The sequence below is a fragment of the Actinomadura coerulea genome, from assembly GCF_014208105.1.
Lineage (GTDB): Bacteria > Actinomycetota > Actinomycetes > Streptosporangiales > Streptosporangiaceae > Spirillospora > Spirillospora coerulea.
On the sequence record NZ_JACHMQ010000001.1, the window covers coordinates 2,128,700 to 2,147,486 of the forward strand.

General features: G+C 74.3%; 19 protein-coding genes and 2 tRNA genes. 15 read left to right on the forward strand and 6 right to left on the reverse strand.

The genetic code is table 11. The annotated features are described in order from the left end of the window. The first annotated feature begins 12 nt into the window (after nucleotides 1-12). Both BKA00_RS09875 and BKA00_RS09880 read left to right on the forward strand, forming a co-directional pair. On the forward strand, nucleotides 13-738 hold the full coding sequence (locus tag BKA00_RS09875) for a TetR/AcrR family transcriptional regulator (RefSeq protein WP_185024628.1): 726 nt from the start codon (nucleotides 13-15) through the stop codon (nucleotides 736-738). Between the two features lie 168 nt (nucleotides 739-906). Next, nucleotides 907-1,359 (forward strand): hypothetical protein, encoded by a 453-nt coding sequence (locus BKA00_RS09880; RefSeq protein WP_185024629.1) that lies wholly within the window; start codon nucleotides 907-909, stop codon nucleotides 1,357-1,359. Nucleotides 1,360-1,402: 43 nt separating this feature from the next. On the opposite strand, the gene BKA00_RS09885 is transcribed toward BKA00_RS09880, so the two are convergent. Further along, nucleotides 1,403-1,475: transfer RNA gene (locus BKA00_RS09885), tRNA-Arg, on the reverse strand. Between the two features lie 41 nt (nucleotides 1,476-1,516). After that, nucleotides 1,517-1,589 (reverse strand) — tRNA-Cys (locus BKA00_RS09890). A 339-nt stretch (nucleotides 1,590-1,928) separates the two neighbouring features. Between BKA00_RS09890 and BKA00_RS09895 the strand changes: the two genes are divergently transcribed. Beyond that, the gene (locus tag BKA00_RS09895; RefSeq protein WP_185024630.1) at nucleotides 1,929-3,389 is read left to right on the forward strand and encodes a benzaldehyde dehydrogenase; all 1,461 of its coding nucleotides are present in this window, start codon (nucleotides 1,929-1,931) and stop codon (nucleotides 3,387-3,389) included. 206 nt (nucleotides 3,390-3,595) lie between these two features. Then, nucleotides 3,596-3,958, forward strand: a complete 363-nt coding sequence (locus BKA00_RS09900) for a hypothetical protein (protein WP_185024631.1) — start codon at nucleotides 3,596-3,598, stop codon at nucleotides 3,956-3,958. A gap of 111 nt (nucleotides 3,959-4,069) precedes the next feature. Here BKA00_RS09900 and BKA00_RS09905 read toward each other — a convergent pair whose 3' ends face one another. Further along, entirely contained in the window at nucleotides 4,070-5,716 is a 1,647-nt protein-coding gene (locus BKA00_RS09905; protein ID WP_185024632.1) for a DUF885 domain-containing protein, read from the reverse strand. A gap of 99 nt (nucleotides 5,717-5,815) precedes the next feature. Further along, entirely contained in the window at nucleotides 5,816-6,469 is a 654-nt protein-coding gene (locus BKA00_RS09910; protein WP_185024633.1) for a LysE family translocator, read from the reverse strand. Between the two features lie 1,044 nt (nucleotides 6,470-7,513). On the opposite strand from BKA00_RS09910, the gene BKA00_RS09915 reads away from it, so the two are divergent. The 6 genes from BKA00_RS09915 (at nucleotide 7,514) to BKA00_RS38215 (ending at nucleotide 13,762) form a co-directional block, all read left to right on the forward strand. After that, entirely contained in the window at nucleotides 7,514-8,530 is a 1,017-nt protein-coding gene (locus BKA00_RS09915) for an AAA family ATPase (protein WP_185024634.1), read from the forward strand. After that, nucleotides 8,527-9,540 (forward strand): DUF58 domain-containing protein, encoded by a 1,014-nt coding sequence (locus BKA00_RS09920; protein ID WP_185024635.1) that lies wholly within the window; start codon nucleotides 8,527-8,529, stop codon nucleotides 9,538-9,540. Before BKA00_RS09915 ends, BKA00_RS09920 begins: the two co-directional genes overlap by 4 nt. Further along, a complete protein-coding gene (locus tag BKA00_RS09925; RefSeq protein WP_185024636.1) occupies nucleotides 9,537-10,484 on the forward strand; it encodes a VWA domain-containing protein in 948 nt (315 codons plus the stop codon). Before BKA00_RS09920 ends, BKA00_RS09925 begins: the two co-directional genes overlap by 4 nt. Nucleotides 10,485-10,533: 49 nt before the next feature. Then, on the forward strand, nucleotides 10,534-11,148 hold the full coding sequence (locus BKA00_RS09930) for a class I SAM-dependent methyltransferase (protein WP_185024637.1): 615 nt from the start codon (nucleotides 10,534-10,536) through the stop codon (nucleotides 11,146-11,148). Continuing rightward, nucleotides 11,145-11,696 carry a TrmH family RNA methyltransferase gene (locus BKA00_RS09935; RefSeq protein ID WP_185024638.1) on the forward strand — a complete coding sequence of 184 codons (552 nt, stop codon included), beginning with the start codon at nucleotides 11,145-11,147 and terminating at the stop codon, nucleotides 11,694-11,696. Before BKA00_RS09930 ends, BKA00_RS09935 begins: the two co-directional genes overlap by 4 nt. 230 nt (nucleotides 11,697-11,926) lie before the next feature. After that, the gene (locus tag BKA00_RS38215; RefSeq protein WP_230298847.1) at nucleotides 11,927-13,762 is read left to right on the forward strand and encodes an MFS transporter; all 1,836 of its coding nucleotides are present in this window, start codon (nucleotides 11,927-11,929) and stop codon (nucleotides 13,760-13,762) included. 18 nt (nucleotides 13,763-13,780) lie between these two features. On the opposite strand, the gene BKA00_RS09945 is transcribed toward BKA00_RS38215, so the two are convergent. Next, nucleotides 13,781-13,999 (reverse strand): EF-hand domain-containing protein, encoded by a 219-nt coding sequence (locus BKA00_RS09945; protein WP_185024639.1) that lies wholly within the window; start codon nucleotides 13,997-13,999, stop codon nucleotides 13,781-13,783. A 114-nt stretch (nucleotides 14,000-14,113) separates the two neighbouring features. Here BKA00_RS09945 and BKA00_RS09950 point away from each other — a divergent pair, with 114 nt between their 5' ends. The 3 genes from BKA00_RS09950 to BKA00_RS09960 all read left to right on the forward strand — a co-directional run bounded on the left by BKA00_RS09950 (nucleotide 14,114) and on the right by BKA00_RS09960 (nucleotide 17,067). Further along, the gene (locus BKA00_RS09950) at nucleotides 14,114-14,929 is read left to right on the forward strand and encodes a glycerophosphodiester phosphodiesterase family protein (protein ID WP_185024640.1); all 816 of its coding nucleotides are present in this window, start codon (nucleotides 14,114-14,116) and stop codon (nucleotides 14,927-14,929) included. A 204-nt stretch (nucleotides 14,930-15,133) separates the two neighbouring features. Continuing rightward, complete coding sequence (locus BKA00_RS09955; protein WP_338072196.1) at nucleotides 15,134-15,868, forward strand: DeoR/GlpR family DNA-binding transcription regulator; 735 nt, start codon at nucleotides 15,134-15,136, stop codon at nucleotides 15,866-15,868. Then, nucleotides 15,865-17,067, forward strand: coding sequence for an MFS transporter (locus BKA00_RS09960; RefSeq protein ID WP_185024642.1), 1,203 nt, complete (start codon nucleotides 15,865-15,867; stop codon nucleotides 17,065-17,067). The genes BKA00_RS09955 and BKA00_RS09960 overlap by 4 nt, the downstream gene beginning before the upstream one ends. Here BKA00_RS09960 and BKA00_RS09965 read toward each other — a convergent pair. After that, nucleotides 17,057-17,335, reverse strand: a complete 279-nt coding sequence (locus BKA00_RS09965) for a type II toxin-antitoxin system prevent-host-death family antitoxin (protein ID WP_230298848.1) — start codon at nucleotides 17,333-17,335, stop codon at nucleotides 17,057-17,059. The two genes, BKA00_RS09960 and BKA00_RS09965, sit on opposite strands and share 11 nt — an antisense overlap. Nucleotides 17,336-17,454: 119 nt before the next feature. Between BKA00_RS09965 and BKA00_RS09970 the strand changes: the two genes are divergently transcribed. Further along, nucleotides 17,455-18,099 (forward strand): ClpP family protease, encoded by a 645-nt coding sequence (locus BKA00_RS09970; RefSeq protein ID WP_185024644.1) that lies wholly within the window; start codon nucleotides 17,455-17,457, stop codon nucleotides 18,097-18,099. Then, entirely contained in the window at nucleotides 18,096-18,701 is a 606-nt protein-coding gene (locus tag BKA00_RS09975; protein ID WP_185024645.1) for an ATP-dependent Clp protease proteolytic subunit, read from the forward strand. The genes BKA00_RS09970 and BKA00_RS09975 overlap by 4 nt, the downstream gene beginning before the upstream one ends. Nucleotides 18,702-18,787: the final 86 nt, after the last annotated feature.

The following is an 18,787-nucleotide window of genomic DNA, read 5'->3' on the forward strand; positions in this document are numbered from 1 at the left end:
CGAGGAGGTCCGTTGGCAGGCGGCGAGCAGCACGTCAGCATCTGGTCGATTCCCGAACGGCAGGGCCGGGGGCCGCGCCCCGCCTTCAGCCGCGCCCAGATCACCGAGGCGGCGATCCGCATCGCCGACGCCGAGGGGCTGGAGGCCGCCTCGATGCGCCGCATCGCCGCCGACCTGGGCACCGGCGCGATGTCGCTGTACCGCTACGTGCCCTCCCGCGACGACCTGGTCGACCTGATGGCCGACCACGTCCTGCTGGAGATGGGCATCCCCGAGCGGCCGAGCGGGGACTGGCGCGCCGACCTGACCCTGGTCGCCGAGAACACCCGCGCGGTGTGGCTCCGGCACACCTGGCTGGCGGGCCTGCGCCGGCCGCGCGCCACGCTCGGCCCCAACCGGCTGCGGCTGGTGGAGTTCGCCTTCGGGGCGCTGGACGTCGGCGTCCCGATCGACGACATGCTCACCCTGCTGGAGATCCTGAACGGCTACGTCGAGTACGCGGTGCGCGGTGAGATCGAGTGGGTGCGGGAGATGCGCCAGAGCGGGATGACGCCCGAGCGGTGGATGACGCGGAGCGCCCCCTACGTCCGCGAGCTGCTCGACAGCGGCCGGTATCCGATGTTCGAGCGGGTCGTGAGGGACGCGCGCATGCCCCACATGTCCGGCGAGGAGCAGTTCCGGTGCGGGCTGGGGCGCGTCCTGGACTGCATCGCCGGCGCCCTCCCCGACCCGTCCTGACCGGCCCCCCGGCACTGGAACGCGGGGCGGTGGAGCCGGGCGGGGACGGGGGTGCATGAGCGGGGGGCGTGCGGGGCACGAACCGGGCGAGGTGACGATTGCGTTCGGTCCGGCGCGGCCGGTCCGGGGCCCCCAGGGCCCGCAGCTCGTTCGTGATCGGAGAGGCACATGAGCGTCGTTCCCGCCCGGGGCGTTCCGCGGCCGGCCCTGCGCAGCGGCCGGTGGCCGCTGCCCGGCGGGCGGGCCGCGGCGAGCAGCGTCCGCGGGATCGTGCAGGGCGCCCTGCACGTGTGGGGCCTGGGCCCGGCGGCGGCGAGCCTGACCGACCGGCTGGCGCCGCTGATCCAGGACGCGGTGGCGCGGGCGGGGACGCGCCGGGGCGGGTCGCTGGTGCTGCGGCTGGAACTGCACGAGCCGGTCCGGCTGCTGCTGGGCGAGGTCCTGCGGCCCGGAGGCGCGCCCGGCGCGCAGGCCGACCGCGGCCGCAACGTCGCCGCGGTCGCCGTCACCTACGGCAGGCGGCCCGTGCGGGGCGACGCGGGCGCCTGGTACGCCCACGTGTTCGTGTGGCCGCCCGTGCCGGGCTCCGCGCCCTCGCCGGGGGCGCCGGGGGGCCGCTGAGCCGTTCGGGGCCGCTCCCCCGGCGCGCGGCGGGGCGGCGGCGCCTCCCCGGCAGGGATCGAACCTGCGGCCTCCGGCTTCGGAGGCCGGCGCTCTGTCCGCTGAGCTACGGGGAGTCGGGGTCCCGTCCCCAGGGTGACGGCGGGGACGGGACGGGAGACGCCGGTGGGATTCGAACCCACGTGGGACGGTTCTGCAAACCGCCGCCTGAACCGCTCGGCCACGGCGTCAAAAAGGGGCCGCCCCTCGCGCGGGGGCGGGTGCGTGGAGTGGTGGGGGCGCGGAGTCAGCGGGGCGTCCGGCCGGCGGACCGGGGCGCGGTGCGTGCGCGGCGACAACCGGTCACATCCCGTCCCTCCCTTCCGGTGCCGATCCCCGCCTTGGTACGTCCCGTCCGGGCGGGGCCCGTGCGGGTGCCGTGCGATCAGAGTGCCCCGCGCGGCACCGGGCCGCAACGCGTTTTTCCGCCCGGATGTTTCCGCTGAACGGAATGATGATGTTCCGGCGCGCGCCGCGCATGGCGAGGGTGGGGGTTTCGGCGCGGGCACCCCGCTTCGCGAGGAGGAACGATGACGTTGCTCGACCCTGGTGTGTGGACCGGGAAGATCTTCGACGGCGGCTGGGCGGCGGCCGAGGACGGCGGCGTGTTCGAGGCGACCGAGCCCGCGACCGGCGGGACGCTCGGCACCCTCGGCGAGGCCCGCGCGGCGGACGCGGCGCGCGCGGCGCGGACCGCGGCGGACGCGCAGCGCGACTGGGCGGCCCGCACCTACGAGGAGCGCGCCGCCGTGCTGCGCGCGGCGGGCCGGCTGTTCGAGGAGCACGCCGCCGAGATCGGCGAGTGGATCGTGCGGGAGGCCGGGTCGATCCCGCCGAAGGCGGAACTCGAGACGCACTTCGCCGCGAGCCTGTGCTACGAGTCGGCGGCGCTGGCCTCGCACCCGCAGGGGCTGGTGCTGCCGTCGGCGCAGCCGCGGTGGAGCCTGGCGCGGCGCCGCCCCGCCGGGGTGGTGAGCGTGATCTCGCCGTTCAACTTCCCGCTGATCCTGGCGATGCGGTCGGTGGCGCCGGCGCTGGCGCTCGGCAACGCCGTACTGCTCAAGCCGGACCCGCGCACGGCGGTGTGCGGCGGCGTGAGCATCGCGCGGGTCTTCCAGGAGGCGGGGCTGCCGGAGGGGCTGCTGCACCTGCTGCCGGGCGGCCGCGAGGCCGGGGAGGCGGTCGTGGAGGCGCCGGAGGTGCGGGTGGTGTCCTTCACCGGCTCCACCGCCGCGGGACGCAGGATCGGCGAGGTGTGCGGGCGCCTGCTCAAGCGGGCCCACCTGGAGCTCGGCGGCAACAACGCGCTGATCGTGCTGCCGGGCGCGCGGGTCGCCGACGCGGTGTCGGCGGGCGCGTGGGGCGCGTTCCTGCACCAGGGGCAGATCTGCATGACCTCCGGGCGGCACCTGGTGCACGAGAGCCTGCACGCCGAGTACGTCGCGGCGCTGGCCGACAAGGCCGACACGCTCGCGGTCGGCGACCCCGCGGCCGGGCCGGTCGCGCTCGGCCCCATCATCGACGCCGGGCAGCTCGCCCACGTCGACGAACTGGTCAAGGCGACGGTCGCGGCCGGGGCGCGGCTGGCGGCGGGCGGCACCCACGAGGGCCTGTTCTACCGCCCGACCGTGCTGGACGAGGTGACGCCCGACATGCCCGCCTACGCGCAGGAGGTGTTCGGGCCGGTCGCGCCGGTGGTGCCGTTCTCCACGCCGCAGGAGGCGGTGGAGCTGGCGGCGGCGACCGAGTACGGGCTGTCGCTGGGCATCCTCGGCGACGTCGGGCAGGCGATGAAGATCGCCGACGCCGTCCCGGCGGGGCTGGTCCACATCAACGACCAGACGGTCAACGACGAGCCGGTCGTGCCGTTCGGCGGGGTGGCGGCCTCGGGCAACGGATCGCGGTTCGGCGGCCCCGACGCCAACATCGAGGCGTTCACCGAGACGCAGTGGGTCACGGTCCGCGGCGAGATCGCCACCTACCCCTTCTGACCCCCGCCCGTCGTGCGGGCGCTGGCGGGCCGCGGCGCGGTCGGGCCGCCGCCGTCACCCTCAGCGGACCCGGGTTACGGACATGCCAAGCACGTCTGCTCCTCGTCCTTAAAGAGGCTTGCCGCGCCGTTTAACCTGCTGAGCACGGGAAATCACTAATGCACGAACATTGGCCGAAACTCAGCCAACGGGCGAGGAGAGGCAAGTTGTACCGGACCCACGAGTTGCGCCGCGTCCGGACCGGGGAAACCGGGCTGGAGGAATGGGCCTGTCCCACGTGCGGCCGCCGCCTGCTGCTGCGGTGGCCGCCCTGCTACCACAAGACCATCGTCGAACCCGGCGACGAACGGGCCTGCCACATCGGCAGATCCGACGAGATCGCCGACTCCGTGGCCGGCGACGCCGCCGACGGCGCGCTCGACACCGCGAGCACCGGCCTCCTGGGCACGGCCGACACCCCCCGGACCGGCTGGCAGCGCCCCAACCAGCGGCGCTGGCTCCGCGAAACCGGCGTCGAGGCCCTGGAGAGCCACCACCGCACCCGTCTCAACCCCTCCGAACCCGTCTGACCCGGCCCCCGCGGCCCGAACCGATGCGCCCGCCCGATCCTCCCCGGGCGCCGCCTCGCCACCAGGTCCGCCCGCGGCACCCAAGGCCCCGGCGCCTCGCGGCACCGCCCGTCACGACCGCGCCAGCTCCGCGCGCAACCGGTCCAGGCCCATCGGCCCCAGATCCAGCGCCCGCCGGTGGAACCCCTTCAGATCGAAACCCGCGCCCTCCCGGCGCCGCGCCGCCTCCCGCGCCTCCAGCCAGACCCTCTCCCCCAGCTTGTAGGCGATCGCCTGCCCCGGACGCCCCAGATACCGGTCGATCTCGAACGCCACCGCCGAATCGGGATCGGGCCCCATGCGCCCCCGCAGGAACTCGAAACCCAGCTCCGGAGTCCACCGCTCCCCCTCGTGGAACCCCGTCCCCGCCGGGATCGGCAACTCCAGATGCAACCCGATGTCCAGCACCACCCGCGCCGCACGGAACCGCTGCCCGCCCGCCAGCATCCCCAGCCGGTGCGCCGGATCCCGGTAGTGGCCCAGCTCCTCCATCAGCCGCTCCGCGTACAGCCCCCACCCCTCGCAATGCCCCGGATGCAGCTCACTCGACAGTCGCTGGAACCGGTTCAGGCCCCGGTTCAGCGTCGTCACCCCCAGCTGCAGGTGGTGGCCCGGCACCCCCTCGTGGAACATCGTCGTCGGCACCGTCCAGGTCACGATGTCGGCCGACGGGTCCCGCACCGTCCACCACACCGTCCCCGGACGCGACAGGTCCTCCGCCGGCGCCAGATAGTAGATCCCCGCCTCCACCGGCGGGATCCGGCACTCGATCCGCCGCAGCGGCCCCGGAATGTCGAAGTGCACCCCGTCCAGATCGGCGATCGCCCGGTCCGCCAACTCCTGGATCCACCCCCGGAACGCCTCCGCGCCCCCGACCCGGTGCGCCGGATCGGCGTCCAGCGCCGCCATCACCGCCGGCAGCGGCTCACCCGGCAGGATCTCCCCCGCCGCCCCCGCCATCTCCGACTCGATCCGCGCCAGCTCCTCCCAGCCCCACGCGTACGTCTCGGCCAGATCCAGCTCCGTCCCGAGGAAGTCCCGCACCCCCAGCCGGTAACGGTCGGCCCCCAGCGCGTCCCGCTCCGGCGCCCGCCCCGCCAGCTCCCCCGTCAAGAAGGACGCGAACTCCTCCAGCGCCGCCGACGCCCCCCACGCCGCCTCCTCCAACGCGCCCCGCAGCGGCCCGTCCCCGTACCGCGCCGCCAGACCCGCCAGGTACGCCGGCGTGTCCGCGCACTCGCGAGCACTGCGCAGCACCTGCCGCCGCGCCGCCACCCGGCCCCGCCCGCACGCCCGCCGCAACGACGCCCGCAGCCCCGCCAGGGCCCCCGGCAGCGCCCGCATCCGCGCGCGGACGGCCTCCCAGTCGGTGTCCGCCCCCTGGTCCAGCAGCTCCACGGCCATCCGCAGCCGCTGGACGGGCCCGTCGGTGGTGTCCAGGAACTGCTCCCGCACCCCCGCCTCGTCCAGCGCCGCCTCGACCTCGAGACGCTCCCGCAGCACCGCCGCCGCGATCCGCCCCGCCTCGCCCCGCACCGGCACTCGGCCCAGCTCCGCCAGCGTCCGCCGCGTCAGCTCCGCACGCGCCTCCACCCCGTCGGGGCCGTAGTCGGTCAGCCGCGCGTCCTGCCCGGCGATCCCCATCATCGCCGCCAGGCACGGGTCCAGCGCGGCGAACTCGTCCACGTAGCGGTCGGCGAGGCCATCCAGAGAGATCACCGCCCCAGGCTACGACCCCCGCCCTTAAAAGCGATCATGAAATTGTGCCAAAACGGCGCCCCCGGCCCCCGGCCCCCGCGGGCCGCGGCCGGCAGGCCCTCAGCGCGCCTCGGCCGCCAGCCGCACACCCAGCCCCACCAGCACCACACCCGACACCTGGTCCAGCCGACGCCGCACCCCAGGACGCCCCAGCACCTGCCGCGCCGCCCCCACCAGCCACACCACCGCCGTGTACCAGACCAGGTCGATCAACGCCCACAGCACCGAGAACCCCACCAGCACCGCCGCGACCGGCCACCCCTCCGGCACGAACTGCGGCAGGAACGACACCGCGAACACCCCCGCCTTCGGATTGGCGAAGTTCGTCACCAGCCCCAGCCGGTAGGACCGCCACCCCGTCCCCCCGGCCCCCGGCCCGTCCCCCTCCACGTCCAGACCCTCACCAGCACCCGCCGAGCCCGGGCCGCCACGGCGCGCACGCCACAACGCCCGCACCCCGAACCACACCAGCACCACCGCACCGGCGACCCGCAACCCCTCATACGCCAGCCGCGACGCCGCCAGCAGCGCCGACAGCCCCACCGCCGCCGCCACCCCCCACAGCAGCACCCCCGTCTCGTTCCCCAGCACCGCCGCCAGCCCCGCGCGCCGCCCCGACCGCATCGACTGACGCATGATCACAACCGTGCTCGGCCCCGGCACCAACGCGATCAGCACCGCCGCGCCCGCGAACGCGAGCAGACTCTCCAGCATCCCCCCATGCTGGCCGCCCGCCCACCACCACGCAACGCCCATTTCCCTGCAAAGCAGCCGTCTAAGACGGAGGCCGACACCCCCGCCGAAACCCTACAAAGGCGCGCCGTCTCCCCCACCCGAACCCGACGACGGCGAAGGCGCAGGCGACGACGGACCCGGCGACCTCGGCGGCACCGACGGCGACGGAGCCGGCGTCGTCGGAACCGGAGACCGCTCCGGCCCCCGAATAGACGGCGTCGGCTCCGGCGGCGGAGGCGGCGGCTCCTTCGCCACCGGCTGACACGCGAACAACACACCCATCAACAACGCCAACACCAGCAACACCGCCGCCAGCCCCACCACGGCCGCGACCAGACTCCGCTCCGGCGCCCGCTCCCCACCCCCGACACCACCCGGCACCGGCCGAGGCCCCTCCAACGCCGGCTCACCCGACCCCAACCAGTACGGCTGGAACTGCGGACCACGCCGACGCCCACCCCACCGACCACGGCCCGACCCCTGGAACGCGACCGGCTCCAGGAACCGCTCCGCCCCCACACGATCCACCTCATACGACGTCGCCACCCACGGCGCCGGCCCATCCGGCTGCGCCGCCACCACCGGCGCACCCTCACCCGAACCCACGCCCCCCGGCCCACGCCCCGGCCCCGGCACCGCCGCATTGATCGCAGCACGGAACCGGTCCCGCGCCGCCGCATCACCCGCCGCACCCCGGTTCAGCACCGCCACACTCGCGCGCCGCCCCTCACCGTCCACCCCCAGGAACACGATCCCGGCGGCGGACTCCGACAAACGCGCCGCCAGACGGAACGGCCCCAACTGAGCAGGATCACCAGGCGGCAACGGCCTCGACATGGCCGCAACACTAACAACCACGCCCTACGATCGGCCCCGGAACACCCCCCGCCCGCACCCCGAACCGATCACTCTCCGCACGCACGTATCCCCGGCGAACGGGTACAAGTGATCGCGTAGGGTCGTAAGGCCCCCCATCCGACGCACGAGGACAGGGCACACGACGGACAAGTGAGGGACACCCACATGACCATCGCCGCCACCGACGTCGACGAGGCCGCAGTCCTCCTGCAGCACACCCTCGCCGAAGTCAAGAAGGTCATCGTCGGCCAGGACCACATGGTCGAACGCATGATCGTCGCGCTCCTCGCCCGCGGCCACTGCCTCCTCGAAGGCGTCCCCGGCGTCGCCAAGACCCTCGCCGTCGGAACCCTCGCCCGCGTCGTCGGCGGCACCTTCGCCCGCCTCCAGTTCACCCCCGACCTCGTCCCCTCCGACATCGTCGGCACCCGCATCTACCACCCCTCCACCGAACAGTTCGACGTCGAACTCGGCCCCGTCTTCGTCAACTTCGTCCTCGCCGACGAGATCAACCGCGCCCCCGCCAAAGTCCAGTCGGCCCTCCTGGAAGTCATGGCCGAACGCCAGGTCTCCCTCGGCGGCAACACCTACCCCCTCCCCCGCCCCTTCCTCGTCCTGGCCACCCAGAACCCCATCGAGTCCGAAGGCGTCTACCCCCTCCCCGAAGCACAACGCGACCGCTTCCTCATGAAGATCGACGTCCACCACCCCGCCGCCCACGAGGAACTCCAGATCCTCCAGCGCATGAGCGTCGACCCGCCCGAAGCCGCCCAGATCCTCGACACCGACCGCCTCGCCGGCCTCCAACGCGCCGCCCAGGAGGTCTCCCTCCACGAACTCATCGCCGACTACATCGTCCGGCTCGTCATGGCCACCCGCGAACCCGACCAGTACCGCCTCCCCGACCTGCGCGGCGTCATCGACATCGGCGCCAGCCCCCGCGCCACCCTCGGCCTCGCCTCCGCCGCCCGCGCCCTCGCCCTCCTCGCCGGACGCGACTACGTCCTGCCCGACGACGTCCACGCCGTCGCCCGCGACGTCATGGCCCACCGCATCGTCCTCACCTTCGACGCCCTCGCCGACGGCATCGACACCGCCGACGTCATCACCCAGATCCTCGCCGCCGTCCCCCCACCCCGCGTCGTCTGGAACCACGGCGCGGCGGCGGTGACCACCGCATGACCCCCCGGCGCCGGCGCAGCGGCAAACTCGCCCACCTCGCCCCCGAACGCACCCTGCGCCGACTCGAACTCCAGGTCACCCGCCGCCTCGACGGCCTCCTCAACGGCGAACACCTCGGCCTCCTCCCCGGCCCCGGCACCGAACTCGCCGAAGCCCGCCTCTACCAGCCCGGCGAAGACGACGTCCGCCACATGGACTGGGCCGTCACCGCCCGCACCACCACCCCCCACGTCCGCGACCTCATCGCCGACCACGAACTCGAAGCCTGGGCCCTGGTCGACCTCACCCCCAGCATGGACTTCGGCACCGGCACCATGATCAAACGCGACCTCGCCGTCGCCGCCCTCGCCGCCGTCGGCTTCCTCACCGTCCGCCTCGGCGACCGCGTCGGCGCCTACCTCCTCCACGACGACGGCATGCGCCGCTGGCCCGCCCGCACCGGCAAGCCCGCCATGTACGCCCTCCTCCAAGCCGTCCTCGACGCCCAGTCCGCCGACGACCGCGCCGGACCCCGCACCGGCACCACCGCCCCGCCCCGCGACCTCGCCGCCGCCGTCGCCTCCCTCGACCGCGGCCAGACCCGCCGCGGCCTGCGCGTCGTCATCTCCGACTTCCTCACCCCCGACGGCGCCGACCCCACCCCCGACGGCCCCCACGGCCAGCCCGCCTGGGAACGCCCCCTGCGCCGCCTCACCACCCGCCACCAGGTCCTCGCCATCGAGATCATCGACCCCCGCGAACTCGACCTGCCCGACGTCGGCCTCGTCGAGATGACCGACCCCGAGACCGGCACCGTCCACGAGATCGTCCTCAACCGCCGCGTCCGCGAACGCTACGCCGCCGCCGCCGCCGAACAGCGCGACCGCACCCGCGCCGCCCTGCGCCGCTGCGGCGCCCACCACCTCGTCCTGCGCACCGACCGCGACTGGATCGCCGACGTCGCCCGCTTCGCCCTCCGCCAGCGCCGCGCCGCAGGCCGGCCCGTCACCAACGCGGGAGTGCGCCCATGACCTTCCTGTCACCCGAACGCCTCTGGCTCCTCGGCCTCCTGCCGCTCCTGGCCGCCGTCTACCTGCTCCTGCAACTGCGCCGCGGCCGGTACGCCGTCCGGTTCACCAACCTCGCGCTGCTGTCCCAGGTCGCCCCCCGCCGCCCCGGCTGGCGCCGGCACGTCTCCGCCGTCCTGTTCCTCATCATGATCGCCTTCATGATGTTCGGGTTCGCGCGCCCCGCCACCGCCGTCAAGGTCCCCCGCGACCGCGCCACCATCGTCGTCGCCGTCGACGTGTCGCTGTCCATGATGGCCAGGGACGTCTCCCCCTCCCGCCTCGACGCCGCCAAGGCCGCCGCCAAGCGGTTCATCGGCGACCTGCCCCGCCGCTTCAACGTCGGCGTCGTCGCCTTCGCCGGCAACGCCAACCTCATCGCCGCCCCCACCGCCGACCGCGACGCCGCCGTCGCCTCCCTCGACCAGCTCGTCCTGGCCAAGCGCACCGCCATCGGCGAGGCGGTGTTCACCTCGCTGCAGGCCGTCCGGTCCTTCGACGCCCAGGCCCGCCAGGACCCGCCGCCCGCCCACATCGTCCTGCTGTCCGACGGCGACAACACCACCGGACGGTCGGTGCAGGAGGCCGTCGACGCCAGCCGCCTCGCCCACGTCCCGGTCTCCACCATCGCCTTCGGCACCCCCTACGGCACCGTCGACATCGAAGGCGAGACCACCAGCGTCTCGGTCAACAAGGAGACCCTCAAGAGCCTCGCGGAGAGCACCGAGGGCAAGGCCTACGAGGCCGCCGACGCCGACCAGCTCCGCGAGGTGTACGCCAACATCGGCACCTCCCTCGGCTTCAGGACCGAGCACCGCGACGTCGCCGCCCGCTACGTCGGCATCGCGCTGCTGTTCGCCTTCGCCGCCGGCGGCGTCTCGCTCGCCTGGTTCTCCCGCCTCCCCTGACCGCGCGCACGGCGCCGGAGGGCCCCGAACGCTGATACGGTCGGCCGACGTGGGGGAACACTACTTCGCGGAGCGGCCGGGCGCCGCCAGCCGCCGCCGCACCGTCGACCTCGTCCTGCCGGACCTGCACCTACGGCTCGACACCGACAGCGGCATGTTCTCCCCCGACCGCATCGATCCCGGCACCCGCGTGCTGCTGGAGACCGTCCCTCCGCCCCCGCAGACCGGCGACCTGCTCGATCTCGGCTGCGGATACGGCCCCATCGCCATCACCATGGCCAAACGCTCGCCTCAGGCGAGTGTTCTTGGGGTTGATGTGAATCAGAGAGCCATCACCCTCGCGGAGAATAATGCAAAAACCGCGGGCCTTGACAATGTAAGGTTCACTCTGGTGGACGATGCCGACCCCGGGCTGCGGTTCGCGGCGATCTGGTCCAACCCCCCGATCCGCATCGGCAAGACCGCCCTGCACGACCTCCTCCTCACCTGGCTCCCCCGCCTGGCCCCCGGCGGCCTCGCCCACCTCGTCGTCCAGAAGCACCTCGGCTCCGACTCCCTCCAGAAGTGGCTCGCGGCCCAGGGCTTCCCCACCGAGCGGATCGCCTCCCGGTCCGCCTACCGCGTCCTGCGCGTCGCCCCCCGCACGGAAGGCCCCACCCGATGAGCACCCCCGACCCCGCGCAGGGCCGCCGCCAGCTGCGCCCCACCGACGTCAAGCGCCTCAACCGCGACTGGCGCCGGCGCACCGGCGCCCGCGTCGACCTGCTCGTCGAATCGGTCACCCAGCCGTTCAACATGGGCTCGATCATCCGCAGTGCCGCCGTGTTCGGCGTCGAGCACCTCTGGCTCGCCGGCAACGCCACGGCCCCCACCCACCGCAACGTCGCCAAGACCGCCCTCGGCACCGAGCGCCTCGTGTCGTGGGAACACGCCGGCACCGCCGCCGAGGCCGCCGCCACCGTCCGCAAGGCCGGTCTGCGGCTGGTCGCGGTGGAGCTGACGGCCGACGCCGTGCCCCTGCACGAGGCGCCCCTCGACGGAGACGTCTGCCTCGCCATCGGCAGTGAGGACCACGGCTGCTCCCCCGCCCTCCTGAGCGCCGCCGACGCCGTCACCTACATCCCCCAGATCGGACGCGTCGGCTCCCTCAACGTCGCCGTCGCCACCGCCGTCGCCCTCGCCGAGGCCCGCCGGCGCGAATGGAGCGCCTGACCCGGGCACGTTCGCGTTCGCCGCACGTGATGCATCGCTGAAGCGCCCTGTCACCGCGCATCAGCGATCGATATTCATCGCGAGGACGAGGCCGCCGGGGATACCGCGACCGTCGCGGGCGCGTTACGATCAAGCCATGCAGTTCCTCATCTATGGGTAGACGCCCCTGCCGCCGCTCATACGGCGGCGGCTTCCAGCGTCCCCGTAGCCCCCCTCTGAGGAACTTCTCCGTGACATCGTCCTACGCGGCCGTGCTGCGCGCCCCCCAGGCCTCCCGCACCTTCGCCTTCGCGTTCCTGGCACGCCTGTCATACGGGACCCTCTACCTGTCCCTCACGCTGGCGTTCACAGCGTCCACAGGCTCCTACGCCCAGGCAGGCGGGCTGCTGGCCCTGCTCGGCCTCACCGTCTCCGCCGTCTCACCGGTCCGCGCCGCACTCATCGACCGGCACGGACCGCGCCGCGTCATGGCCCCGATGGCCGCCGCCTACGCTCTCGTCCTCACCGCCCTCGCCGTGCTGACCTCACGGCCGGGCGCCCCCGTCGCGCTCCTCACCGTCCTGGTCCTCGCCGCCGGCGTCACCGCGCCCCCGGTCGGCGTGGTCATGCGGACGCTGTGGAGCACCCTCCTGCCGGACGGGCCGCTCCTGCGGCGCGCTTACAGCCTCGACACCGTGTCGGAGGAACTGGTCTTCGTCACCGGCCCACTCCTGGCGGGACTGCTCGCCACCGTCGCCGCCCCCTCCCTCGGAGTCGCTCTCGCAGCCCTGCTCATCGCCGCCGGAACAGCCGGGATGGTCGCCTCACCGGCCGCGGCGCCGCGGCCGGAACCGCACCGCCGCGCGGCCCGCGTGCGGGCGTTCCCGCTCGCGCCGGCCATCACGGCCACGGCCACCGGTGTCATCCTCGGCTCGACCGGCCTGCTGGCCGTCGCGTTCACGCAGCAGCACCACCAGCCCGCCGCGGTCGCCTGGGTCGAGGCCGCGATCGGCGTCGGCAGCACCATCGGCGGCCTCGCCTACGGCGCGCTGAGCCGCTCGGCGCCCGGCCGGGCCAGGCTCGCGACGCTCGCCTGCCCGCTCGGCCTCGGCCTCGCCGCCGCGGGACTCGCCCCGTCCGTCGCCGTTCTTGCCGCGGCGGCGTTCGCCGCCGGGCTGTTCATCGGCCCGACGCTGACCACCGCCTACCTGCTCGCCGACGCCGACGCGCCTCCCGGCGCCCGCACGCGCGCCGTCGCCTGGGTCAACACCGCCCTGAACCTCGGCGCGGCCGGCGGCACCGCCGCCACGGGCGCGGCCCTGGAGGCGCTGCCGCTCCCGGCCTGCTACGCCGTCGCCGCGGCCCCCGCCGCCCTGGTCCCCCTCGTCCTGCTCGCGTTGCCGAAACGGCAACAGGGTTCGCCTCCGGACGGGGTCACCGCGCACGATCGGAGCATGGACGACACCACCACCCACCAGCAGTACTGGGACTCCCGCTACGCCGAACACCATCACATGTGGAGCGGCGAGCCCAACGCCGTCCTCGTGCAGGAAGCCGCCGGCCTGGAGCCCGGCACCGCCCTGGACCTCGGATGCGGCGAGGGCGCCGACGCCGTCTGGCTCGCCCGCCGCGGCTGGCGCGTCACCGCCGTCGACATCTCCGGCGTGGCGCTCGAGCGCGCCGCCGGGCACGCCGAGGAGGCCGGCGTCGCCGACCGCGTCGACTGGCAGCGCCGCGATCTGGCCGCCTCGTTCCCCGAGGGGTCCTACGACCTGGTCTCGGCGCAGTTCCTGCACTCCCCCGCCGACATGCCGCGCGAGGAGGTCCTGCGGGCCGCCGCGGCCGCCGTCGCGCCCGGCGGTACCCTGCTCGTCGTCGGGCACGCCGGGCCCCCGCCGTGGGACCCGGACGCGCACCCGGGAGTGCACCTGCCCACGCCCGGCGAGGTCCTGGAGTCGCTCGCCCTGCCGGAAGCCGACTGGGAGGTCCTGCGCAGCGACGAGCACGAGCGGGTCCAGACCGCACCCGACGGGCGCTCCATGACCCGCACCGACAACGCCCTCAAGCTGCGGCGCCGGGCGCGGTGAACCGCGCGGCCGCCGCCGTCACCTGGAGGCCTGCTCCATCAGCGCGGTGAACTCCTCCAGGGAGATCCTGCCGTCCCGGTTGGCGTCGGCGGCCACGACCACCTCCACGGCCCGCGTCTCGGTGATGTCCTGCCCGAGCCGGGTCATCAGGTTCTTCAGCTCCGCCGTCGAGATGTAGCCGTCGCCGTCCACGTCCACCAGCTCGAAGGTCGCCCGGTAGTCGTTCACGTCCGCCATGCTCGTGCTCCCTCGCTGATCGATTGCGGCGCCGACGTTAGCAGTGTCGCTCCGGCCCCCGCCCTTTACGCAGTAAGGTCAGATCGGGCAGCGCGGTCGGCCATAATCGGACGGGTGCGGCGCTCGTACGAATTCCTCGACCATCGCGGCCCGATCCCCTTCGCCCATCGGGGCGGCGCGGCCGGCCGCCCCGAGAACTCGATGGCCGCGTTCCAGCGCGCCACCGACCTCGGCTACCGCTACCTGGAGACCGACGCCCACGCCACCGCCGACGGCGTCGTGGTCGCCTTCCACGACCGCACCCTCGACCGGGTCACCGACCGCACCGGCGCCATCGCCCGGCTCCCCTACGCCGAGGTCGCCAAGGCCCGCATCGGCGGCACCGAGCCCATCCCCCGCCTGGAGGACGTCCTCGGCTCCTTCCCCGAGGCGCGCGTCAACATCGACCTCAAGGACGCCCCCGTCATCGGGCCGCTCGCCGAGACGCTGCGCCGCACCGGCGCCTGGAACCGCGTGTGCATCACGTCGTTCTCCACCCGCAGGCTGGCGCAGATGCGCGCCCGGCTCCCCCAGTTCACCGACCATGAGGTGTGCATGGCGCTCGGCCCCCGCGGGCTGATGGCGCTGCGCGCCAAGTCCATCGGGGGCCCCACCGCCAAGCTCGTGCGCCTCGCCGCCACCGGCGTCGCCTGCGCGCAGGTGCCCTACGGCCTCGGCCCCGTCCCCTTCGTCACCGAGGCGTTCATCGACCACGCCCACCGGCTCGGCCTGCAGGTCCACGCCTGGACGGTCAACGACGCCGCCACCATGAAGCGCCTCCTGGACCTCGGCATCGACGGCATCATGACCGACGAGCTGGTCACCCTCCGCGACGTGATGGCCTCCCGCGGCCTGTGGCCGCAGGAGAACCCGCCGCCCGCCCCGTCCTGACCCCCCGGGCTCACCCGGCGAGGCGCGCCCGGGCGGCACCGCCACCGTCTCGGGCGGCAGCACCCCGGCGCCCACGGGCGGACGCGCTGATCACGCCGGCGTAGTCGAACACGATCCCGGGCATGGCGGCTCCTCAGGTCTCGATTGACTATCTAACATCGAATCTGATTGATTGAACACATGGAAAGTTCGAAAAGGGTGGACATGCTCATTGAGCGGTTGCGAACGACCGAGCGCGTGAGCGTGGCGGACCTGGCCGACGAGACCGGCGCATCCGAGATGACCATCCGGCGCGATCTCGACCTGCTCGCCGAGCGGGGCGTGCTGCGCCGGGTGCGGGGCGGCGCGGTGAGCCTGCTGCTGCGCGGGGAGGCCATGCCCTTCGCCGTGCGCGAGCACGAGGCGGCCGAGACCAAGCAGCGGATCGCCGCCGAGGTCGACGCGCTCCTCTCCGACGGCGAGGCCGTCGTGCTGGACGCCGGGACCACCGCCCTCACCGTCGCCCGCACGATCGCCCGCCGGCGGCTCACCGTCGTCCCCCTGGACCTGCACGCCGCCAACGCCCTCAGCGGGGCCGCGCAGATCCGGCTGCTCGTCCCGGGCGGGCGGGCCGCGCCCGGCTCGCTGGCCTTCACCGGGCCGCTCGCCGAGGCGTCGCTCGCCGCGCTGCGCGTCGACACCGCCGTCCTCGGCGTGTGCGGGCTGTCCGCCGAGCACGGGCTGACGGCGCACGACCTGGACGAGGTCCCGGTCAAGCGCGCGGCGATCGCGGCGGCCCGCCGCACCGTCGCGGTGTGCGACGGCGCCAAGTTCGGCCGCAGCGGCCTCGGCCTCGTCTGCCCGGCCACCGCCCTCGACATGGTGATCACCGACCGGTCCGCCCCCGGCCCCGCCGTCGCGCGGCTGCGGGACGCCGGCGTGGACGTCAGGCTCGTATGACCGGCGCCCCTCCCGGACCTGCCGGATCACCGCGGGCCGCCCGGCTCGCCACCTTCGCCTACTTCACCCTGGCCGGTTTCCTGCTGGGAATGTGGATCGTCCATATCCCGTCCATCGAGCACCGGACGGAGATCGACCACGCGGTGCTCGGACGGCTCCTGCTGCTGCTCGGCGCGGGCGCGGTCGCCGGGATGCGGGTCGCGGGGCCCCTCACCGACCGCGCCGGCGCCCGCAGGGTGGTGCCGCTCAGCGCCGCGGCGGCCAGTGCCGCGCTGGTCCTCCCGGGCCTGGCGACCGACGCCTGGACCCTCGGCGCGGCGCTGCTGGTCCTCGGCGCCGCCCATGGAGCGCTGGACGTCGCCATGAACGCCCACGCGGTCCAGGTCGAGCGCGGCTACGGAAGGCCCGTCATGGCCGCCTTCCACGCGGCGTTCTCCCTCGGGGGCGTGCTGGCCGCCCTGGCCGGCGCCCGGACGCTCACCTGGAACTGGAGCCCGGCGGCGACCTTCGCCATGACGGCGGTCCTGAGCACGGCCGTGGGCGCGGCGGCCGCTCCCGCGCTGCTGCGGTCCGGCGGAACGCCGGACACCGCCGCCCCGCCGGCGCGCCGCCGGACGCCCCGGCGGATCCGGGGGCTGGCCGTCCTCGCCTTCATGATCATGCTGTGCGAGGGGGTGGCCAACGACTGGAGCGTGCTGCACCTGCGCGATCTGGGCGCCTCCCCCGGCACCGCGGCGCTCGCCTTCGGGGCCTTCTCCGCCGCCATGACCGGCGGGCGCCTGCTGGCCGACCGGCTCGCCGCGCGCCACGGCCCGGTGGCCGTCCTCCGCTACGGCACCGCCCTGGCCGCGGGCGGCCTGACGGTGGCGGCGCTGTCGCCCTGGGCCGCGCCGGCCCTGGCCGGCTGGGCCGTGCTCGGGGCGGGGTTGTCCGGGGCGGTCCCCCAGTTGTTCAGCGCGGCGGGCCACCATGACCGGGAGTCCTCGGGCGCCAACGTCTCCCGCGTGGCCGGGCTCGGCTACCTCGGGATGCTCGCGGGCCCCGCCGTCATCGGCCCGCTCACCCGCGTCATGCCGCTCGGCCTGACGCTGCTCCTGCCGGTGGCGCTGTGCGTCGTCGCGGCCGCGGCGGCGGGACTCGTGCGCCCCGGGCCCGGCGCCGGCCTGCGCACCGGTAGCGAGACCGAGGTCAGGGCCTGAAGCCGGGCGGGCGGTACTCGGCCGCGATGCGCATCGGCGGCTGCGGCTGCTGCTGGGGCCGTTCGGCGGGCCGCGACGGCTGCCCCGGCGGGACGGTCCCGCCGACCTGCAGGTCGGCGCGCTGGGCGCGGACCGTCTCCAGGAGTTCCAGATCTTCTGGAGAGACCAGGGCGGCCATCACCCTGCCCCGCCGCGTGAGCTTGACGGGCTCACCGGTGTAGGCGACCCGGTTCACCAGGTCCGCGAACTGGGCGCGTGCTTCGGTCACCGGAACATCCACGCGATTCATCGTATAGCGAAACACCCCGCCCCCTCTGGCCCTCCCACGGGCCCTGGAATACTGTCCGTACGTAGTGTACGAAACGTACAGATGATCAGGGAGGCGCGATGGACGGCGGACCGTGGCGACAGGACGGCGGGCGGCCGGTGGAGACGTTCACCGGCAGGTCGCGGGCGCGCGTGGACGAGGTGACGCGACCGGCGGACGCGCAGCTGTTCGAGCGGCTGCTGGCGCAGCGGATCGTGTTCCTCGGCAGCGAGATCGACGACGGGGTCGCCAACCGGATCAACGCGCAACTGCTGCTGCTCGCGGCGCGGGACGCCCGGCGCGACATCACGATCTACATCAACTCCCCCGGCGGCGTCGTGGACGCCGGGATGGCGATCTACGACATGATGCAGTTCGTCCCGAACGACATATCCACGGTCGCGATGGGCATGGCCGCCTCCATGGGACAGACGCTGCTGTGCGCGGGCACCCGGGGCAAGCGGTATGCCCTGCGGCACGCGCGCGTGATGATGCACCAGCCGCACGGCGGCATCGGCGGCACGGCGTCCGACATCAGGATCCAGGCGGAGCAGTCGCTGTACCTCAAGCGGACCCTGGCGGAGCGGACGGCGTTCCACACCGGGCAGCCGCTGGAGCGGATCGAGGCCGACGGGGACCGCGACGCGTGGTTCACGGCCGAGCAGGCCCGCGACTACGGCTTCGTCGACCACGTCATCGACGGCACCGACAGGGTGGGCACATGACACGCGCGGAACGGCGCTCCCTCGTCCCCCAGTTCGAGGAGCACACCGGCCAGGGCCGCAAGGAGACCGACCCCTACAGCAAGCTGTTCGAGGAGCGCATCGTGTTCCTCGGCGCGCCGGTGGACGACATCAGCGCGGGCGACGTCACCGCGCAGATGCTGGCGCTGGAGGGCATGGACGCCGACCGGCCCATCGCCCTCTACATCAACTCGCCGGGCGGGTCGATCACCGCGATGCTGGCGATCTGCGACACCATGCGCTACGTGCGGCCCGAGATCGAGACGACCTGCGTCGGGCAGGCGGGGTCGGCCGCGGCGATCCTGCTGGCGGCGGGCTCGCCGGGGCGCAGGCAGGCGCTGCCGCGCGCCCGGATCCTGCTGCACGAGCCGGAGATCGATGTCGCCCGGGGAGCCGCGACCGACCTGGAGATCCAGGCGCGGGAGGTGCTGCGGCTGCGCGAGCAGACCGAGGGGATCCTCGCCGAGGCCACCGGCCGCGACCCCGCGACCGTCCGCCGCGACCTGGACCGCGACCGCTACTTCACCGCCGCCGAGGCCAAGGACTACGGCCTCATCGACGAGGTGCTCGCGTCCCGTCACTAGCGCGCCAGCCGCGTGTTCCCCGCCGGCGGCGGGGGACGGCCGCAAACAGCAGGGTTGGATCACCTCGGGCGGGGGAATCTTGTCAC